This window comes from Kitasatospora sp. NPDC088861 (assembly GCF_044750105.1).
Lineage (GTDB): Bacteria > Actinomycetota > Actinomycetes > Streptomycetales > Streptomycetaceae > Kitasatospora.
In genome coordinates this window covers 149,696-169,022 of sequence record NZ_JBIVJF010000011.1, presented here as the reverse complement: position 1 = coordinate 169,022, position 19,327 = coordinate 149,696, and the positions used below count along the sequence as shown (strand labels likewise).

8 protein-coding genes are annotated in these 19,327 nt (G+C 72.1%); 7 read left to right on the top strand and 1 reads right to left on the bottom strand.

What is annotated here, in order from left to right:
* Positions 1-291: 291 nt before the first annotated feature.
* From ACIP37_RS20425 to ACIP37_RS20395, 7 genes are all read left to right on the top strand, one after another.
* Positions 292-2,061, top strand: coding sequence for a condensation domain-containing protein (locus ACIP37_RS20425; RefSeq protein ID WP_400808356.1), 1,770 nt, complete (start codon positions 292-294; stop codon positions 2,059-2,061).
* Positions 2,058-6,290, top strand: coding sequence for an amino acid adenylation domain-containing protein (locus ACIP37_RS20420; protein WP_400808354.1), 4,233 nt, complete (start codon positions 2,058-2,060; stop codon positions 6,288-6,290). The genes ACIP37_RS20425 and ACIP37_RS20420 overlap by 4 nt, the downstream gene beginning before the upstream one ends.
* The gene (locus tag ACIP37_RS20415) at positions 6,287-9,433 is read left to right on the top strand and encodes an amino acid adenylation domain-containing protein (protein ID WP_400808351.1); all 3,147 of its coding nucleotides are present in this window, start codon (positions 6,287-6,289) and stop codon (positions 9,431-9,433) included. Before ACIP37_RS20420 ends, ACIP37_RS20415 begins: the two co-directional genes overlap by 4 nt.
* A gap of 103 nt (positions 9,434-9,536) precedes the next feature.
* Complete coding sequence (locus tag ACIP37_RS20410; protein ID WP_363583418.1) at positions 9,537-9,917, top strand: nuclear transport factor 2 family protein; 381 nt, start codon at positions 9,537-9,539, stop codon at positions 9,915-9,917.
* Between the two features lie 4 nt (positions 9,918-9,921).
* Complete coding sequence (locus tag ACIP37_RS20405) at positions 9,922-11,985, top strand: non-ribosomal peptide synthetase (RefSeq protein WP_363583420.1); 2,064 nt, start codon at positions 9,922-9,924, stop codon at positions 11,983-11,985.
* Positions 11,982-13,217 carry a cytochrome P450 gene (locus ACIP37_RS20400; RefSeq protein ID WP_363583422.1) on the top strand — a complete coding sequence of 412 codons (1,236 nt, stop codon included), beginning with the start codon at positions 11,982-11,984 and terminating at the stop codon, positions 13,215-13,217. The genes ACIP37_RS20405 and ACIP37_RS20400 overlap by 4 nt, the downstream gene beginning before the upstream one ends.
* A gap of 54 nt (positions 13,218-13,271) precedes the next feature.
* On the top strand, positions 13,272-14,030 hold the full coding sequence (locus tag ACIP37_RS20395; protein ID WP_363583424.1) for a thioesterase domain-containing protein: 759 nt from the start codon (positions 13,272-13,274) through the stop codon (positions 14,028-14,030).
* A gap of 162 nt (positions 14,031-14,192) precedes the next feature.
* Here ACIP37_RS20395 and ACIP37_RS20390 read toward each other — a convergent pair whose 3' ends face one another.
* The gene (locus ACIP37_RS20390) at positions 14,193-19,085 is read right to left on the bottom strand and encodes a glycosyl hydrolase family 18 protein (protein WP_400808346.1); all 4,893 of its coding nucleotides are present in this window, start codon (positions 19,083-19,085) and stop codon (positions 14,193-14,195) included.
* Positions 19,086-19,327 lie beyond the last annotated feature (242 nt).

Below are 19,327 nucleotides of genomic sequence, written 5' to 3'. Positions count from 1 at the left end.
ACGTGGTGCCCGTCCACGGAAGTGGGGTGCACGATCCGAGCCATGACGGCACGTCAGAGAGGGTGTCACGGCCGGCCGCGCCGATGCTAGCCGTCGAGCGTGTTCGATCTACATAAGGATTCCGGTGGACTGGCGTAAATATTGTCTTGATGCCTGCAACCTCGTTCTCGATCTTGCGGAGTGAGACGGGAGCCACCTAGTATCCGCCGTACTGTTCGCCAAGTAGCGAATCGGCGAGGGGATTTCCGGGGCGTTGAAGCGTTCCCGATCGCCGTGAAAGGTGGATCCGTCATGCCTGGTCCCGATCGGCGCGCGCACGCTCCGACCCTGTTGTCCTTCGCCCAGCAACGGCTGTGGTTCCTCGACCGGCTGCGGCCGGGCCGGCCGGACCACAACGTCCCGACCGCGGTACGCCTGCGCGGACGACTGGACCAGGGGGCGCTCACCCGGGCGCTGACCGAAGTCGTGCGGCGCCACGAGGTGTTGCGCGGCAGGATCGTCGACACCGAGGACGGCCCGCGCCACGCCGCGGAGCCGGTCGAGACCTTCGTGCCGACGATCACCGATCTGACGCACGCCCCCGCGGAGCAGGCCTGGCAGCGGGCCCGGGAGCTGGTGGCCGCCGATCTGGCGACCCCGTTCGACCTCGGGACCGCTCCGATGCTGCGGGCCCGACTGATCCGCATCGCCCCCGACGACAATCTGCTGCTCCTGGTGATCCACCACATCGCCTGCGACGGCTGGTCGCTGTCGGTGCTGTGGCAGGAGTTCTCCGCCGGATACGCCGCTGCCGTCGACGGCCGGCCGATCGCCCTGGCGGACCTGCCCGTCCAGTACGCCGATTTCGCCGACTGGCAACGGAGCCATCAGGCCGGAACGGCGATGCTGGACCAACTCGCCTACTGGCGCGAGCACTTGGCCGACCTGAGCCCGTCGGTGCTCCCGACGGACCGAACCCGCCCCGCGGTGTGGTCAGGCCGGGGCGACCAGGTCGAGATCGAGATCCCGGCGGAACTCGCCGAGCGAATACGCACACTGGGGCGCGCCCACGAGGTGACGCCGTTCATGACGCTGCTGGCCGCCTTCCAGGTCCTGCTCGCGCGTTGCACGGGACAGGCCGACGTGACGGTGGGGACGCCGATCTCCGGGCGGACCCGGATCGAGGTGGAGCCGCTGGTCGGGTTCTTCGTCAACACGCTCGTCCTGCGCGCCGACCTGTCGGGCGACCCCGGCTTCACCGACGTGCTCGCCCGGGTGCGGCGGTGCGCGGTGGAGGCCTACGCCCACCAGGACGTCCCCTTCGAGCGGCTGGTACAGGAGCTGCGGCCCGAACGCGACCTCGGCCAACACCCGCTGTTCACGGTCATGTTCCAGCTGGAGGAGCCGCCCGCGCTCCCGTCCGGCCTTCCGGGGGTCGAGGTGAGTGACCACCAGATGCCGAACGACGTGGCGAAGTTCGACATCGAGGTCTCCATGACGGACGGCGGCGATCGCTTCACCGGCGTCATCCGCTACGCCGCCGACCTCTTCGACCGCGACACGGTGCGGCAACTCTCCGAGGGTTTCCGGGTGTTGCTCGACCAGCTCGTCGACAGCCCCGAACGGCCGATCTCGGCGTGGGAGACCCCTCCCGGCTTCCGCGTGAGCCGCCCCGCTCCCGCCACCAGGAGCGAGACGGCCAGCGAGCCCGCCACCGAGACCGAACCCGAGCCCGCCACCGAGACCGAACCCGAGCCCGCCACCGAACCCGAGTCCGCCACCGAGACCGGGCCCGCCACCGAGACCGAGCTCCTCGTGCTGGAGACCTGGGCCGAGGTGCTCGGTGTCACCCCGGACGGCGTGGACAGCGACTTCTTCGAGCTGGGCGGCCATTCGCTCCTCGCGTCGAAGGCCATGTCCCGACTCGGCCGGGCACTCGACCTCGAACTGCCCGTCGCCCTGCTCTTCTACCACCCGACCGTCGCCGAACTCGCCGACGGCATCGACGCGGCGTTGCTGGCGGACCTCGGTGCCGCCGCCGAAGCGGAACCGCTTCCCGCCGGAAAGGCCCGTCACCCGTGAAGGCACAGCACAGTCGCCCCGAGCCCGGCCGGCCGACCGGTTCCGCGCCCGGAGCCGCCCCGTCGGCCGGTTCCACGCCGGCCGCCACCCGGGCCCTGCTCGACCAACGCGTCCGCGCGGCCCGGAGCAGGGCCGCCGAGGGCGAGCCGGAGGCCGCGATCCCGCCCCGTCCGGCGGGTGCGCAGGTGACGTCGTTCACCCAGGAACGCATGTGGCTGGTCGAGCGGCTGTCCGACGGCCCCGCGATGTACAACGTCCACGAGGTCTTCCGGCTGCACGGCCCGCTGGACGTGGCCGCCCTCGGCCACAGCCTCACCGAGCTGGTGCGGCGCCACGAAGTCCTGCGCACCGCCTTCCCCGAGCGGGACGGGCTCCCCAGCCCCTCGGTCGAGCCGGCCCGGCCGCTCGACCTGCCCGTCACGGACCTCCGGACCGAGCCCGCGGAACGCCGGACGCGGCTGGCCCTCGATCTCGTTCAGTCCGAGATCCTGCGCCCGTTCGACCTGGCCGCCGCCCCGCTGCTGCGCGCATCACTGCTGCGGGTCGGCGAGGACGAACACGTCCTGGTGGTGGTCGTCCACCACATCGCCGTCGACGGCTGGTCGATGCCGCTGCTGTGGGACGACCTGTCGGCGATGTACCGGAGCCGGCTGGAAGGCCGCGAGCACGAGCTGCCCCCCTTGCGGATCCAGTACGCGGACTTCGCCCACTGGCAGCGGGCCCGGCTGTCCGGCGACCGCCTGCGGCGCCAACTGGACTACTGGAGCGCACAGCTGTCCGGGCTGTCGCCGCTGGACCTGCCCACCGACCGCCCGCGCGGACCGGTCCGCGCGGGCCGGGGCGAGCGGATCACCTTCACGGTGCCCGAGGAACTGGCCGACCGGTTGCGGCTGCTGGGTCGGCGGCACGGCGCGACGATGTTCATGACGCTGCTCGCCGCGTTCCAGGCCCTGCTCGCCCGCTACAGCGGGCAGTCCGACGTGGCGGTCGGCACACCGGTCGCGGGCCGGACCCGTCCGGAACTCGATCCGCTGGTGGGCTCGTTCATCAACACCGTGGTCATCCGCACCGACCTCGCGGACGACCCGAGCTTCGCCGAACTGCTCGACCGGGTCCGCAGCACCGCCGTGGACGCCTACGCGCACCAGGACCTGCCGTTCGAACGGCTGGTGCAGGAATTGCGGCCGGCCCGCGGTCTCGACCGCAACCCGCTGTTCCAGGTGATGTTCGCCGGCCTGTCCGACCCGGCCGCCGCCCTCCGGCTGGTGGGGACGGAGGTCGAACAGATCGAGGTCGACAACGGCACGGCCAAGGTCGACCTCAGCCTGGTGATAGCCGACCGGCCGACGGGCGCGACCGGGGCAGCCGGCACCACCGGGACCGTGGCCTTCGACACCGATCTGTTCGACCGCGCGAGCGTGGAACGGCTGGTCGGCCACTACCTGCGGCTGCTGGACGCCGCGGCCGGCGATCCCGACCGTCCCGTCTCGCGCCTGGACCTGCTCACCGAGGCCGAGCGCGAAGCGCTGCTGGTGGCCGCCAACGCCACCGACCAACCCTTCCCCGCGGACCTCTGCGTCCACGAGCTGGTCGAGGAGCAGGCCCGGCTGACCCCCGACGCGGTGGCGGTCCGCTGCGGCGCCCAGCGGCTGACCTACCGGGAACTCGACCACCGGGCCAACCAGTTGGCCCGGCACCTGCGAGCCCGGGGAGCGCGGCCGGAACACCTGGTCGGCGTGTGCCTGCCGCGCTCGGCGGACCTGGTCGTGGCCCTGCTGGCCGTCCTCAAGTCGGGCGCCGCCTACCTGCCGCTGGACCCGGACCTCCCGGCGCAGCGCATGTCGTTCATGCTCGCCGACGCCGAAGTGCCGCTGCTGCTCACCCAGCGCTCCCTGGCCGACCGGCTGCCGCGGCACGGCGCCGCGACGGTGTGGACGGACGACGAGGCCGGGCTCATCGCGGCCCTGCCCGGGGACCGGCTGCCGCCGCTCGCGACGCCCGCCAACCTGGCGTACTCGATCTACACCTCCGGTTCGACCGGCCGCCCCAAGGCCGTGCTGGTCCCGCACGAGGGCGTGGTCAACTACCTGGTGGTCCGCGGCCGACAGCTGGACCTCGGCGGGGACGATGTCGTCGCCTCGGTGGCCTCGATCTCCTTCGACGTCATCGTCCCCCAGGTGCTCATGCCCCTGGCCTGGGGCGCGAGCGTGGTGATCGCCCCGTCGGAGGTCGCGGTCGACGGCCCGCGCCTGACGGAGATGATGCGCGAGTTCGGCGTCACCACGCTCATGGCCACACCGGCCACCTGGCTCCTGCTGCTGGACGGCGGATGGCAGGGCGGCCGGTTCCAGGCGATCTGCGTGGGCGAACCGCTCCAGCCCGCCCTGGCCCGGCGGCTCCTCGACCGGGTCTCCACGCTGTGGAACGGCTACGGTCCCACCGAGGCGTCCGTCGGCTGCGTCACCCGGCGCGTGGACGCCGACCGGGACCTGGCCCGGCCGGGAGGGTCCGTGCCGATCGGCCGGCCGCTCGGCAACCTCCGGATCTACCTGCTGGACCCGGCCGGCGCCCCGGTGCCCGTCGGCGTACCGGGCGAGATCCACATCGGCGGGGTCGGCGTCACCCGCGGGTACGCCAACCGGCCGGGGCTGACCGCCGAGCGCTTCGTGCCCGATCCGTTCGGTGTCGACGGCGGCCGGCTGTACCGGACCGGCGACCTGGCGCGGTACCTGCCGGACGGCAGCCTGGTCTTCCTGGGCCGCACCGACGAGCAGGTGAAGATCCGGGGCTACCGCATCGAGCTGGGCGAGATCGAGGCCGCGCTGTGCGCGCAGCCCGGTGTCGCCAGGGCCACGGTGACGGTGCGGGGCACCGGGACGGACGCCGAACTGGCCGGCTACCTGGTGTGGCAGGACCGGCCCGGTGACCTGGCGGTCCTGCGGCGCTCCCTGCGCGAGACCCTGCCCGAGTTCATGGTGCCCACGACGCTGACCGCACTCGACCGGATCCCGTTGACCACGAACGGCAAGGTGGACCGCGGGGCCCTGCCCGAGCCCGCCCGCCACGGCCACGAGGCGGGTGCGCTACCGCCGCGGGACCTGCTGGAACTCCTGATGACCAGGATCTGGGAGCGTGTGCTGGGCACCCCGCGGGTCGGCGTCCGGGACGACTTCTTCGCGCTGGGCGGGCATTCGCTCAGGGCGGTCGAACTCGTGGAGGCGATCCGGCGGGAGTGGGGGGTCACCGTGCCGCTGAACACGGTGTTCCGCCATCCCACCGTCGAGGGTCTGTGCGCGGAACTGCCCAACGCCTCGCAGGCCCTGCGCCGGCTCGTGGTTCCGCTGGCCGAAGGAGATCACCGCAGGGCGCCGCTGATCCTGGTGCACCCGCAGAGCGGCGACGTGTGCTCCTTCCTCCACCTGGCCGAGCACCTCACCGAACACCTGGCCGAGCACCCCGCCGAACAGCCAGCCGAGCACCCCGTCGAACCGCTCGCCGGCGGCCGGCCCGTCTACGGCCTGGAGGCCGTCGGCTACAACACCGACGAGCCGCCACTGGCCACCGTCGAGGAGCAGGCGCAGCGCTACCTGCGGGAGCTGCGGTCCGTCCTGCCCGACGGCCCGTACCTGCTGGCCGGCTGGTCCTTCGGCGGGCTGGTCGCCTTCGAGATGGCCCGCCTGCTGGAGGAGGAGGGGAACCCCCCGGGATTCCTCGGGATCATCGACGTCGGAGCGCCCGCGTTCACCGACGGATCCACCGAGTCCGACCACGGGCCCACCGACGGGCCCGGCGGCCACGACGCGCACGGGACGGCCCGGTTCGCGCTCGCCTCCGGGCTGCCCTCCGGAGCCGTCGGAGAACTCCACGAGCTCGACGAGCAGGACGCCCTGTCCCTGCTGCTCCACGACGCGCACGCCGGCGAGCGCCTTCCCCTGCGGGTGCGCACCGAACAACTGCGGCGCATGGTAAGGGTCTTCACCACCAACGGCGACGCCGCCCGACGCTACCGGTCGACCGCGCGGCTGCGGACACCGATCCACCTGTTCACGAGTGCCGAGGCGCACCCCGTGCTCGCCGCCCCGGTCGTGGTCCCCGCCCGGTGGCGCGACCGCACTCAGGGGGCGTTGAGCGTGGTCGAGGTGCCCGGCAACCACCACGACATGCTGTCGCCGCCCCACGCCGCACCCTTCGCCGACGCGCTGTCGGCCGTCCTGGAGGAGCTCGGATGAGCGACGGACACGAGCTGCCGTTGTCGTCGGCGCAGTCCGGCATCTGGTTCGCCCACCACCTGCGCCCCGGCAGCCCCGTCTACAACACCGGTGAGTACGTGGACATCCCCGGGCCGATCGACCCGGAGCTGTTCGAGACGGCCGTGCGGCGCGTGGTGGACGAGACCGAGTCCCTGCGCGTTTGCCTCACCGACGGTGCCGAGGGCCCCCGGCAGGTCGTCACCCCGTCGCCCGACTGGTCGATGGACCACGTCGACCTCACCTCGACACCGGATCCGCTGCGGGCGGCCGAGCGCTGGATGCGCGCCGACCTGTCCACACCGGTCGGGCTCACCCGGGACCCGCTGTTCCGCCAGGCCCTGTTCGCCGTCGCGCCGGACCGCTTCCTCTGGTACCAGCGCGTCCACCACATCGTGGTCGACGGCTTCAGCATGTCGCTCATCGCGCGCCGCGTCGCCAAGACCTACACCGGACTGGTCGAGGGCAGGGGAGGGGCAGGACCGGCCTTCGGGCCGCTGAGCCTCCTGCTGGCGCACGACGCCGCCTACCACGCGTCGGAACAGCCCGGACAGGACCGGGCGTTCTGGGCGGCCCGGCTGGCCGGCCGGCCGGATCCCGTCAGCCTCGCCAGCCGCTCGGCGGCCGCCTCGGACGGCTTCCTGCGCCGTACCAGCACCCTCGACGCGCCGACCGTCGCCGCGCTGCGGCGGGCCGCGCGGCCCGCCGGGGCGAGCTGGCCCACCGCCTTCACCGCAACGGTCGCCGCGTACCTCCACCGCCTCAGCGGCGAACGGGACATCGTGCTCAGCATGCCGGTGACCGGGCGCACCGGCTCCTCCGTGCAGGCCTTCCCCGGCATGGTGGCGAACGTGGTGCCGCTGCGGCTGCGCGTGCACCCGGAACAGGGTCTGTCCGCACTCGCGCGACAGGCGGCCGAGGAGGTCGCCGCCCTGCGCGGGCACCAGCGCCACCGCAGCGAGGACCTGCGCAGGGAACTGGATCCGGCCCGGTCGGAGCGGGTCCTGTTCGGACCCCTCGTCAACATCATGTCCTTCTACTACCACCTGGACTTCGCGGGCGTCCGCGCCACCGTGCACAACCTGTCCAACGGGCCGGTCGAGGACCTCTCGTTCTCCGTCTACGACCGCTCCGACGGCACCGCGCCCCGGCTCGACGTCGACGCGAACCCCGCGCTCTACTCCGAGGCCGAACTCACCGCCCACCAGCAGCGGTTCCTCCGGTTCCTGGACGCGGTGGCCGCCGACCCGGACCGGCCGATCGGCCGGCCCGACCTCCTCACCCCCGAGGAACGGCAGCGGACCGTCGTGGCCGTCAACCGCACCACGCAGCCGCTCCCGCACCCGACGGTGCCGCTGGCCTTCGCGGCCGAGGCCGCGCGCACGCCCGATGCGCCCGCCGTCGTGTGCGGCGAAACCACCCTGTCCTACGCGGAGTTGAACGACCGGGCCAACCGGCTGGCCCACCGGCTCATCGCCCTGGGCGTCCGCTGCGACAGCACGGTGGCCGTGCTCATGGAACGCTCCGCCGACGTGGTGGTGTCGGTCCTGGCGATCAGCAAGGCCGGCGGCGCCTACGTGCCGCTGGACACCCGGGCCCCGACGGCCCGCCTGCGCCGCGTCCTGGACGACACCGGGGCGGCGGTGCTGCTCACCCACCGGGCCACCCTGGACGACGCACTGTCCCACGGCACCCCGGTCGTCGTCGTCGACACCGACCCCGGACTCGCCGACGAGCCGGCCACCGACCCCGTCGTGCCGCTGCGCCCGGACCACCTGGCGTGCGTCCTGTACACCTCCGGGTCCACGGGCACGCCGAAGGGGGTGGCCCTGACCCACCGCAACGTCATCAGCCTGACCGCGCAAAGCTGTTGGCGCGAAGAGGACGGCCCGCGGGTCCTCGCACACTCCCCGCACGCCTTCGACGCCTCGACCTACGAGTGGTGGGTGCCGCTGCTCAACGGGGGCCGGGTCGTCGTGGCCCCGCCCGGCGAGCTGGCGCTCGCGGACCTCCACCGGCTCATCGTCGACCACCGGGTCGGTGCGCTGTGGCTGACGGCCGGGCTGTTCCGGGTGTTCGCCGAGGAGTCACCCGGCACGCTGGCCGGGGTCGGCCAGGTGTGGACCGGCGGTGACATCGTGCCGGCCGATGCCGTCCGGCGCGTCCTGGCACGGTGTCCGGACTCCGTGGTGGTCGCCGGGTACGGCCCGACCGAGGCCACCACGTTCACCACGCGCAGGGTGCTGCGCCCCGGCCGGCCCGTGCCCGACGTCGTCCCCCTCGGCCGACCGGTGGACAACAGGCGGGTGTACGTCCTGGACGAGGCGCTGTCGCCGGTGCCGCCGGGGGTGACCGGCGTGCTGTACGTCGCCGGTGCGGGCGTGGCGCGCGGGTACCTGAACGACCCCCGCCGCACGGCCGGCCAGTTCCTGCCGTGCCCCTTCGGCGACCCGGGCGAGCGGATGTACCGCACGGGCGACGTCGTCCGCTGGAACGCCGAGGGGGAACTCGAGTTCCTCGGCCGCGCGGACGAGCAGGTCAAGCTCCACGGCTTCCGCATCGAGCTGGGCGAGATCGAGGCGGTGCTGGCCGGGCACCCGGCCGTCGCCCAGGCGACCGTGGTCGCCGGCCCGGGCGCCTCGCCCGGCAGGCGTCTGATCGGCTACGTCGTCCCGGCCGGGGACTCGGGGCTCGACCCGGCGGCGGTGCGGGAGCACGCCTGCGCGGTGCTGCCGGACTACATGGTGCCCTCGGCGATCGTCACGCTCGACGCCTTCCCCCTGACCCCCAGGGGCAAGATCGACCGGGCCGCGCTGCCCGTCCCGGACCTCGCGCCGGCACCGTCCGGGCCCGGACCGCGAACCCCGGCGGAGCAGACGATGTGCGCGCTGTTCGCCGAGGTGCTCGGCCGGCCCGCGGTGGGCGTCGACGACGGTTTCTTCGCGCTGGGCGGCAACTCCCTGCTCGCGACCCGGCTGGTCAACCGGGTGCGGGTGAGGTTCGGCCGTGAACTCACCCTCGGCGCCCTGTTCCAGGCACCCACGCCGGCGCGCCTGGTCGAAGCGCTCGAGGACGCCCCGGACGCCGCGGCCGTACCGGCTCTCTCACCACGTACACGACTCTGACAGATCAAGCGATCACAGGAAGCACCTCGGCATGGTCCACACCCTCTCCCATCCCGACGAAACGCCGGCACCACCGGCAACACCCGCAACACCGGAGACCCCGATGGCCCCGGAAACCCTGACGGCCCCGGCGCTGGGGGTGTCCCAGGTCCGCCGGTACTACCAGCTCGTCGACGCCGGGGACGTGCCCGCGCTGGTCGCCCTGTTCACCCCGGACGCCCGCTACCACCGCCCCGGCTACCGACCCATGGTCGGGCACGCCGAACTGGAACGCTTCTACCGCGACCAGCGGGTGATCCGCACCGGTGTGCACACCCTGGCCACCGTGGTCACGACCGACGACGAGGTGGCGGTGCACGGCCTGTTCCGTGGCGTGCTGCACGACGGCGGTGAGGTCGAGCTGCGGTTCGCGGACTTCTTCCGGATGACGCCGCAGGGCCGCATCGCCGCGCGGGACACCTTCTTCCACGTGCCGGCGGTCTGAGGCGGTGGACGCACCCGGTGACACCGCGCACCACGTGCTGCGCAGCGGCCACCGCGACGGCCACCGCGACGGCGACGGCCACGGCGACGGCCCACGCGGTCGCGCGTTCAACCCCGACGGGGACACTTCAGCACAGGAAAGCGGGAAGCAGTTGACCAAGACGGTCCTCACCTCCGACATCCCGGCGTTCGTCGGCAGCGGACGGCCACCGTTCGACGCGCGGGCCATCCACGAGCTGGTCGCCGAACAGGCGGAGCGGGCCCCGCACGCGCCCGCCGTCACCTGCGACGGACGGACCCTGACCTACCGGCAGCTCAACGACCGCGCCAACCGGCTCGCCGGGCGGCTGCGAGCGGCCGGACTGGCGCAGGAGGACGTCGTGGGCGTGCTGGTGCCGCGGTCGCCGGAGCTGATCGTGGCCCTGCTCGCCGTCCTCATCGCGGGCGGGGCGTACCTCGGACTCGAACCGGACGACCCGGCCGGCCGCCACGCGATGCTGCTCGAGGACGCCGGCGCGGGCATGGTGATCGTCGGAGAGGCCCTGGGGGAGCAGCTGCCCGACACCGTCGTCACGGTGACGGAAGGCGGACCGGCGCAGGAGCCGGCCGCCGGGCCGGCGGCTGCGGCCCGCCCCGGCGACCCGGACCGGCTCGCCTACGTCAGCTACACCTCGGGCTCCACCGGCGAGCCCAAGGGCGTCGGCGTGCCCCACCGGGCGATCGACCGGCTCGTCCGGGGTGCGGACTGGGTGGACGTCCGCGCCGAGGACGTCTTCTTCCACCTCGCGCCGGTCGCGTTCGACGCGTCCACGTTCGAGATCTGGGCCCCCCTCGTCAACGGCTGCCGACTGGTCCTCTTCCCCCCGGTCGCCATCACGCTGGAGCACGTGGCGCGCGTCGTCCGCGCCGAGCGCGTGACGGTCCTGCTGCTGACCACCGGGCTCTTCCACCAGATGGTGAGCTCCCACCTGGAGGCGTTCGCCGACGTGCGGCACGTCCTCACCGGGGGTGACGTGGCCTCGCCGGGCCACGTCCAGCACCTGCTGGCCCGCTACCCGGAGCTGCTCTTCACCAACGGCTACGGGCCGACCGAGAACACCACGTACACGACCTGCTGGACCAGCAGCACCCTCCCGGAGCTGCGCAGCGTGCCGATCGGCCGCCCGATCAGCGGCACCAGGGTCGCCGTGCTCGACGGCGACCTCAGGCCGGTGCCCGTCGGCGAGTGCGGCGAACTGTACGTGGCCGGGGCGGGCCTGGCCCGCGGCTACCTGGGGCGCCCGGCCGCAACGGCCGAACGGTTCCTGCCCGACCCGTTCGGGACCGAGCCCGGGGCCCGGATGTACCGGACCGGCGACCTCGTGCGATGGCTGCCCGACGGCACGCTGGAGTTCGTCGGACGCGCGGACGACCAGGTCAAGGTCCAGGGCTACCGCGCCGAACCGCGCGCCGTCGAGGTCGAGCTGGAACGGCTCGCCGAGGTGCGGCACGCGGTCGTGCTGCCGCAGGCCGATCCGGCGGGCGGCACCCGGCTCCTGGCCTACGTCGTGCCCGCGCAGTCCGACCCGGCGGGTAACGCCGACCTCGGTCGGCGGCTGCGCCACGAGCTGCGGGACAGGCTGCCGGGCTACCTGATCCCCTGGGCGATCCTCGTCCGTCCCGAGCTGCCGGTGAACCGCAACGGCAAGATCGACCGCCGGGCCCTGCCCACCGCCACCCGGGTGCCGCGCAACGTGGCCAACGAGTACGTCCCGCCCGTCACCGAGGTGCAGACGCGGCTGACCGAGTTGTGGGGCGACATCCTCGGCATCGAACCGGTCGGCGTCGACGACGACTTCTTCGACCTCGGCGGGCACTCCCTGCTGGCCACCGACCTCCTGGTCGCCACCCAGCGCGAGTTCGACGTGGACCTCCCCGCGCAGATCCTGTACCTGTCGCCGACCGTCGCCGAGCTGGCGACGGCCCTCACCGCCCGGATGCGGACGGCGGGCCAGGACGGCCCGGCGGCTCGCCCGGACAGTCCGACGGCGGGCCAGGCCGACGGAGCACGGCAGGAGCAGCCCCGATGACGGCGGTTCCCCCCACCCCGCGATGCCCGGTCCTCGCCCCGCAACCGGTCGACCTGATCGACCCCGACCTGTACCACTCGGGCGGGGCGCACGAGGTGTGGCGACGGCTGCGCCGCCACGCCCCGGTGAGCTGGCAGCCGGTCGGCGACATCGGCTACTGGTCGGTCGTCGGCTACGCCGAGGCCAACCGGGTGCTCCGCGACCACGACACGTTCACCTCCGAACAGGGCACCCTGCTCAACCTCCTCGGCCAGGGCGACCCCGCCGGCGGCCGGCAGATGGCCGTGACCGACCCGCCCCGGCACGCGCACCTGCGCGGCCCGCTGCAACAGGCGCTGTCGATCAAGACGGTGGAGAACGACCGGGAGGCCATCCGCCGGGTCATCGTCGAACTGCTCCGGCCGTTGGCCGACGGCGGCCCGTTCGACTTCGCCGCCGCCATGGCCACCCTGCCGATGGCGGTGATCGGCACCATGATGGCGCTGCCGGAACAGGACTGGCCGCGGCTGGTCCGACTCGCCCACGCCTGCATCGCCGCGGACGACCCCGAGTTCCAGCTCGCCGCCGGACCGCAGGCCACCCTCGTGACCGCGCACCGCGAACTGTTCGCCTACTTCCAGGACATCGTCACCGCGCGTCGGCGCGCACCGGGTGACGACCTGATCAGCGTGCTGCTCACGATGGAACTGGACGGACGCCGGCTGTCGCCGGGCGAGATCGTGTCCAACTGCTACAGCCTGCTGCTCGGTGCGACCGTCACCACCGCCCAGCCGCCGATCGCGGCGATGGTCGAACTGGCCGGGACGGCGGTCCTGGACGACTGGGCGGCCCACCCGGAGCTGCTCGGCAGCGGCGTGGAGGAGGCCCTGCGATGGGCCTCGCCCACCCAGCACTTCATGCGCCATGCCACCCGCGACGTCGAGGTCCGGGGCGTGCCGATCCCCGCGGGGGACGCGGTCGTCGTGTGGCTGGGGTCGGCCAACCGCGACGAGACCGTGTTCGCCGACCCGGACACCTTCGACATCCGACGGCGGCCCAACAAGCACATCGCGTTCGGCGTCGGCGCGCACTACTGCATCGGACACACCGTCGCACGGGTGGCCCTGCGGATCCTGTTCGCCGAACTGCTCGGCCGGTTCACCGGCTTCGAACTCGCCGGGACGCCGCGGCGCATGCGCTCGAACATCATCGCGGGCTTCACCCACCTGCCGATCACCGCGCGGACCCGCTAGGGCGTGCACCACCGCAGCCGCACCCGAGAAGAAACCCCACCCGGAAGGTCATCAGTGAACGCTCCGACGGCCCGTACCCGCAACAAGTGGTTCCTGCGCGAGCCGTCGCCGGTGGCACCGGCACGGCTGTTCTGCCTGCCCTACTCCGGCTGCGGAGCGAGCATGTACCGCCAGTGGCCGTCCTCGGTCAACGGCGTCGAGGTCTGCCCCGTGCAGCTGCCCGGCCGGGAGAACCGGATGCGCGAGCCCGCCCACACCACCTACGAGGCGCTGGCCGACGACCTCTGCGAGGCGCTGCGCCCCTACCTGGACCGTCCCTACGCGCTGTTCGGGCACTGCGGCTCCGCGCTGGCGGCGTACGAGACCGCCGTACGGCTGGTCGAAAGGGGCTGCCCCGCCCCGACCCGGGTGTTCGTCTCCGCCGAGGTCGCGCCGCAGGACGGCCCCTACGGCCGCTTCCTCGGCATGGACGACGACGAGCTGGCCGGCGAACTGCGCCAGCTCGTCGCGGAACTGGGCGGCACCCTGGAACCGAGCCTGCTCGCGCTCTACCTCGGCGTCCTGCGGAACGACGTCGACATGAACAAGCGGTACCACGTGGCCGAGCCGGTCCGGCTGCCGTGCCCGATCACCGCCATCGGCTGGACGGAGGACACGGGCATCGAGCCGTCGCTGATGACCGGCTGGTCAGCGTGCGGCGAAGCGACCTTCGAACTCCTGGAGGGAGGCCACTACCGCTTCATCGAGGCGCCGACGGACCTGCTGGCGCTCCTGGTCGCGGACCTGACGCCCACCCGGTCCGGCACCCCCTGACACCTGTACCCTCTGGCACCTGCACCCTCTGACACCTGCACCCTCTGACACCTGCACCCGGACGAGCCGGCCGCCCTGACGTCGATGTGCAGCGGGCCCCGGCAGAGCGGCGATGCTCTGCCGGGGCCCGCTGCGGTCAACTCCCCTCAGGGTGCGGGTCGGTCACGGTGTGGGGCCGAGCTTCTGCCAGGCGTCGCTCTTGCCGGGCTCGTCGGTCGCCTTGTTCCACCACTTGGCGCGCCAGTAGAAGCCGTTCCACGACACCGTCGAGGCCCAGGCGCCGTCGGTGTCCCCGGCGATGATCTTCGTACTGGAGGCGGTGGCGCTGTTCGCGGGGGCGGCGAGGTAGGCCGGTGCCTTCCACCAGTCGTCGTTCCCGCCGGCGAAGCTGCCCAGCGCGTAGGAGCTGCCGTGCTTGGCGCCACCGGTGACCCACCGGTCCAGCATCGGCTTGCCCGCGGTGGCCTGGTCCGTGCTGAGCGGCACCAGCCGCCACCACTGGTCGACCTTCCCGTCGCAGTCCCGGACCGTGAGGGTGCCCCTGGCCGTGGTGGCGCCGAGGCACTGGTCGTGGCCGCTGGTAGCGGACTTGATGTGGTACCAGCCCTGGTCGTCCTCGCTCACCGTCCACAGCTGGTTGGCGTTGCCGGTCTGCTTCATCGACAGGTGGGCGTCGGTCCAGCTGCCGGGGTGGTCGAGGACGTTGCCGCTGTTGCGGTCCTCGATGATCCACTTGTCGCCGGTCTGCCAGAACGCGAACGAGGGGTTGGGGTTGTAGGCGTGCGCCTGCCACGGCGCGGCCTGGCACTGGGCCCCGGAGGCCGGTGCCGGGGGATCGACGGTCGTCACCGCGCGGCGCTTGTCGCCGGTGGATCCGTAGTCCTTGCCGCCGATCCTGAAGGTGACGTTCGCCGGGCCGGTGACGGGCAGGTAGTACTTGACCTCGATGTCCTTCGACCTGCCGGCGGGGATGTCCTCGCAGTAGCCGAGTTTGACGGTCACCTGGTGGAAGTCGCCCTTCAGCCCGCCCGCGTTGGGCCCCGTGTGGCCGGGGACGATGCCGCTCATCTCCTTCCAGGCCCCGTCCTTCACCACCGGCGGGGCGGAGGTGGGGAGGTCGAAGGAGATCTCCGTGCCCTGGGCGAGGGCGACCTTGGAGTTGTTGGTGATCCGCAGCTTCGGCTGCATCGGCCACATGTCCCCGACGTCGGTCGGGAAGTCCACCAGCTCGGCCTTGACGTCGATCACCTCGGCGGGCAGCGTCTTGCCGCCGCCGGTGGTGTTGCCGGACGCCCCCGCGCCCTTGAGCGCGTTGTCGAGGCGGGTGGTCAGGTCGTAGCCCATCCCCCACTCGCCGTTGGAACGCTTGGTGTAGTCACCCGCGAGCTCCCAGATCATGGCTCCGCCGACGCCCTTGTCCGCGATGTACTTCGCCTTGGCGTCGATCGACCTGTCGTTCTCCGTGGAGAGGAACACCTTCTTGGCGTCGTTCCACAGCCACGACGACTGGAGCGGGTCGGAGTACTTCTCGGCGTAGCCGCCGGTCAGCTTCCCGGCGTCGGTGGCCGGGTCGACGCCGTAGGACTTCAGGTAGCCGGGGGTGCGGCCGTCCTGGAGGTTCTTGGTGTGCCACAGCGGGTTCGACCCGGCGCCGACCTCGCGGCCGTCCTCGGTGTCGTGCCACACGTTGTCGATGCCGGTCGCGCCGAGGCCGCAGTCCTGGCCCTTGGCCGGGCCCCGGCCGCCGACGCCCTTCGGGCACTGGGACTGGTCCGCCATGGCGGAGGTGCCCCACAGGCCGTCCGTGCCGCCCTGCACGTTCTGCCAACCGCGGGAGTAGTAGGGGATGCCGAGGTTGATCCGGCCGGGCGGGAGGGCGCCGCGGTAGTAGTGGTAGGCCCAGTCGGTGTTGAAGTAGCCGTTCTTCTGGTAGTCCTTGGTGTCGGGCGCCTGGTCGTTGTAGATCCCGGCGGCGGCCAGCTCGTTGTCCTGCCCGGTGTCGTAGAGCGGGGCCTGCGGGCCGACGAACTTGTTCCAGGAACCGTGCAGGTCGTAGCTCATGACGTTGACGTAGTCCTGGTACTGGAGCGCCTGGCCGGCGTCCAGTCCGCGCACCAGGTAGCCGGAGGCGGACCCGGCCGAGGTCAGCAGGTAGTAGCGGCCCTTGGCCGTGCCGGACTGGTCCAGCTTGGTCCGCAGCGTCTTCATCAGCGCGGTGTAGCCCTGCTGGAGGCCCTTGCGGCGCGGGTTGGACACGTCCCAGTCGTTGGGGTTGCCCGTGTTGGGCAGGGCGCCGGGGTACTCGTAGTCGATGTCGACGCCGTTGAACCCGTACCGGTTGAGGAAGTCCGTCACGGAGTCGGCGAACGCGTCGATGCCCGCCTGGTTCACCGAGCCGTCGGCGTTGGTGGCCATCGCGTAGAAGTTCCGGGTGTCCGCCCAGCCGCCGACGGAGATCAGCGTCTTCACGGCCGGGTGCTTCTTCTTGTACGTGTTCAGCAGGTTGAAGTGACCCTTGTACGGGAGGGACGGATCCATGGCGTTCCGGTCGCCGTCCCAGGTCATGCCGGTGGCCGGGTTGGCCGGGTCGTTCACGTCACCGACGCTGATCCGGTTGTTCTCCACCTTCGCGAACGCATAGTTCACGTGCGTGACCTTCGACCAGGGGATGTTGGACGCCAGGTACGCGGGGTCTCCCTTGGCCCCGGAGCGCCACCCCGTGAAGTACCCCACCGTGCGCCGGGTGCGGTTGTTACCGACCCACTCCCGGCCGCTGTTGTCGTAGACGTCGCAGTACCGGGCGTTCACCCCCGGGGTGGCGGCCATCCCCTCGGGCCGGCAGTCGCCCGAGGAGGCGGGCTTCGTCCCCCGGTCGTCGGGCGAGTCGTCGAACGGGGCTCCCGCGGAGTCCGGCCCCCCGGGGTCGCCGGTGCTGGTGCCGCCCTCCAGGTGCCACCGCTGTTCGGCGGCCCCGGCGCACCTCCAGAAGGCCAGGGCCTTGTCCTCGCCCTGGTCGGTCAGGCAGCCGCCGTCCGAGGAGACGATCTGGTACGTCCGCCCGTCCAGCGCGTCGAGCTGCCAGCGCTGGTTCGCGCCCCCGCCGTCCCGCCAGAGCGCGCTGTAGTAGCTGGTGCCGTCCACGGTCTGCGACCGGTTGCTGTTGGCGTCCAGCACCTGTCCGGGGTCGAGGGCCGTCCGGATCGCGAACCGGCCGTCGTCCTGGCGGTCCAGGTTCCACTTCTGCGCCGGGTTCCCGTTCCCGCCGAGGGCCTTGACCTTGGTGCCGTTGGCGGGGTTCGCCTGGTCGACGTCGGCCACCCGGCCGGTGCCGTCGTTGACCAGCGAGACGCCGGCCGCCGAGGGCGGGGGCGGTGGGGTGTCCGTCGGGCGGCCGTTGTCGTCCATCCGCGGGATCTTCGGCATGCCGGTGGTGTCGCCGGCGGCGAAGATCGTGCCCTGCAGGACGTTCCAGCGCAGAGCCGTGGGGCCCACGACGACGGTGCCGTCCGTGCCGCCGGCCGCAACGAATCCGCTGGTCAACTGGTTCCCGCGGAAGAAGGAGGCATAGGCCCTGTTGGAGAACTGCGAGCCTGGCCACCGGATGGCCGCGTTGAACCCGTCGGTCCAGCCGGCTCGGGTCAGGGCGGTGAAGTTGTCGCCGATGGGCTTGGGCCCGTTGAGCACGCGGTCGGTGGAACGGCCGATGTTGGCTTCCAGCGACACGTACGTGTCGCCCTTGAAGAGGAAGACCTGGTTCTCCGTCACCGAGAGGGCCGCGTCGACCCCCTGGGTGAAGGGTGCGGTGCTGTCACTGCCGGCCAGGCTGTGCCACCCGTCCGCGATCGTGGTCGGCGGCTTGGTCATCGTTGCGGTCCCCGTGTCGGGGTCCACCCTCATCCGCATGTACTGGTCCCCCCGGAACATCATCACTTCATCCGGGTTCTCCGGCAGCGTGAAGGCCGCGTCGAAGCCGTTCGCGAACGGTGTGTTCCCCAGGACCGGCCACAGGTGGGAGATGGTGTCCTCCTTGCCTCCGGCCAGGCTGGCGTTGCCCGGGAAGTCCGCGATGCGGGCGACGAACGGCCCCCGGAGGAGGTAGACGTCACGGCTGGTGCTGAAACTCGCTTCCACCAGTGGCTGGGAGCACGCGAACGGGCCGTCGCTCGACCGCGGTATCCGGCAGATCCGATTCTGCGCCTGGACCTGGAGGACGGCCAGCCCGACGGCGGCTGCGGTGGCGGCGAACCAGGAGTTGCTCGGGTCCTGGTTGGCGTCCCACAGGTCCCTGCTTCGCCTGGCCCAGGTCAGGATCTGGGTCTCGTACTCACGGATGCGTGCCGGGATCCGGCTGCGCATCGCCGCCGCGATGCCGTTCCTGACGTTCTGGAACCGAGTGCCCTCGGCCACGGCTTCGACGAGGACCATCAGTGCGCTGCGCAACCATGGTGTCCGTTGCGCCTGCGCCGCCGGGTCCGGGCCGCCGTCGAGGACGTTCTCCAGGACTCTGACGGCGTTCCTCAGCGCGTCGGCATCGACATTCGCCCAGCCGTTCTCGAATGTGAAGAGGTTGCCTGGCGTGGCGGACTCGTTTCTGAGGTCGCCGTACTCGACGCCGATGGCGCTGAGCTCGCGATACCGGACCGTGATGGTTTGCCCTGGTTGCGGCCGCTGCCGCTGCTGCTGCGTGAACCAGTTGTCGCGGGCAGTCCGCGATGTGCCGACGCCCCTGTCGGCCAAGCGGTAGAGCGTCTTCACGCCCGCCCGGACGGTGTAGAAGCCGCAGATGTACATGTCGCGCGGCGCGATGATCAGTCCGGTTTCCATCCCCGGCACGGGGTCCTGATCCGGGTGTCCCAGATCGAAGAGGTCGACCATCACGGGGTTCGGGTCATCGAGCGTGACGTTGAAGTCCGCGCGGTACGGGCGGGTGAAGTTCCCCCGCAGCAGCTCGATGAGCTGGAGGTAGGGACGAGCCGGGTCCGGCGGGTCGGCGGCGTGCGCCGGCCCGGTCGCCCCGATGGGCAGGAGGAGAACCGCCAGCAGGACCACCAGCATCCGCCGGAGCCCTCCGACAAGCCGTCTTGGCGGTGGGCCCCCCGGTGCCCGGCCGGGCCGGACGGTCGTTCGCAACCGCAACATGTCCTCTCCAAAGGAATTCGGTGACATTGATGCGGCAGAACGTACGAGGCACCGGTAGACACGTGATGGACAGCGCCAGCCCGTTCGGCGCTCAGCGCCCTCCGGCGATGATCTCCAGGGCAGGGCGCGGTGATCGCCCCGAGGAACTCGGCGTACAG

Coding starts and splice junctions, on each gene's coding strand:
- ACIP37_RS20410 (WP_363583418.1), top strand. CDS start 9,537: ATGGCCCCGGAAACCCTGACGGCCCCGGCGCTGGGGGTGTCCCAGGTC.
- ACIP37_RS20400 (WP_363583422.1), top strand. CDS start 11,982: ATGACGGCGGTTCCCCCCACCCCGCGATGCCCGGTCCTCGCCCCGCAA.
- ACIP37_RS20390 (WP_400808346.1), bottom strand. CDS start 19,085: ATGCTGGTGGTCCTGCTGGCGGTTCTCCTCCTGCCCATCGGGGCGACC.
- ACIP37_RS20425 (WP_400808356.1), top strand. CDS start 292: ATGCCTGGTCCCGATCGGCGCGCGCACGCTCCGACCCTGTTGTCCTTC.
- ACIP37_RS20415 (WP_400808351.1), top strand. CDS start 6,287: ATGAGCGACGGACACGAGCTGCCGTTGTCGTCGGCGCAGTCCGGCATC.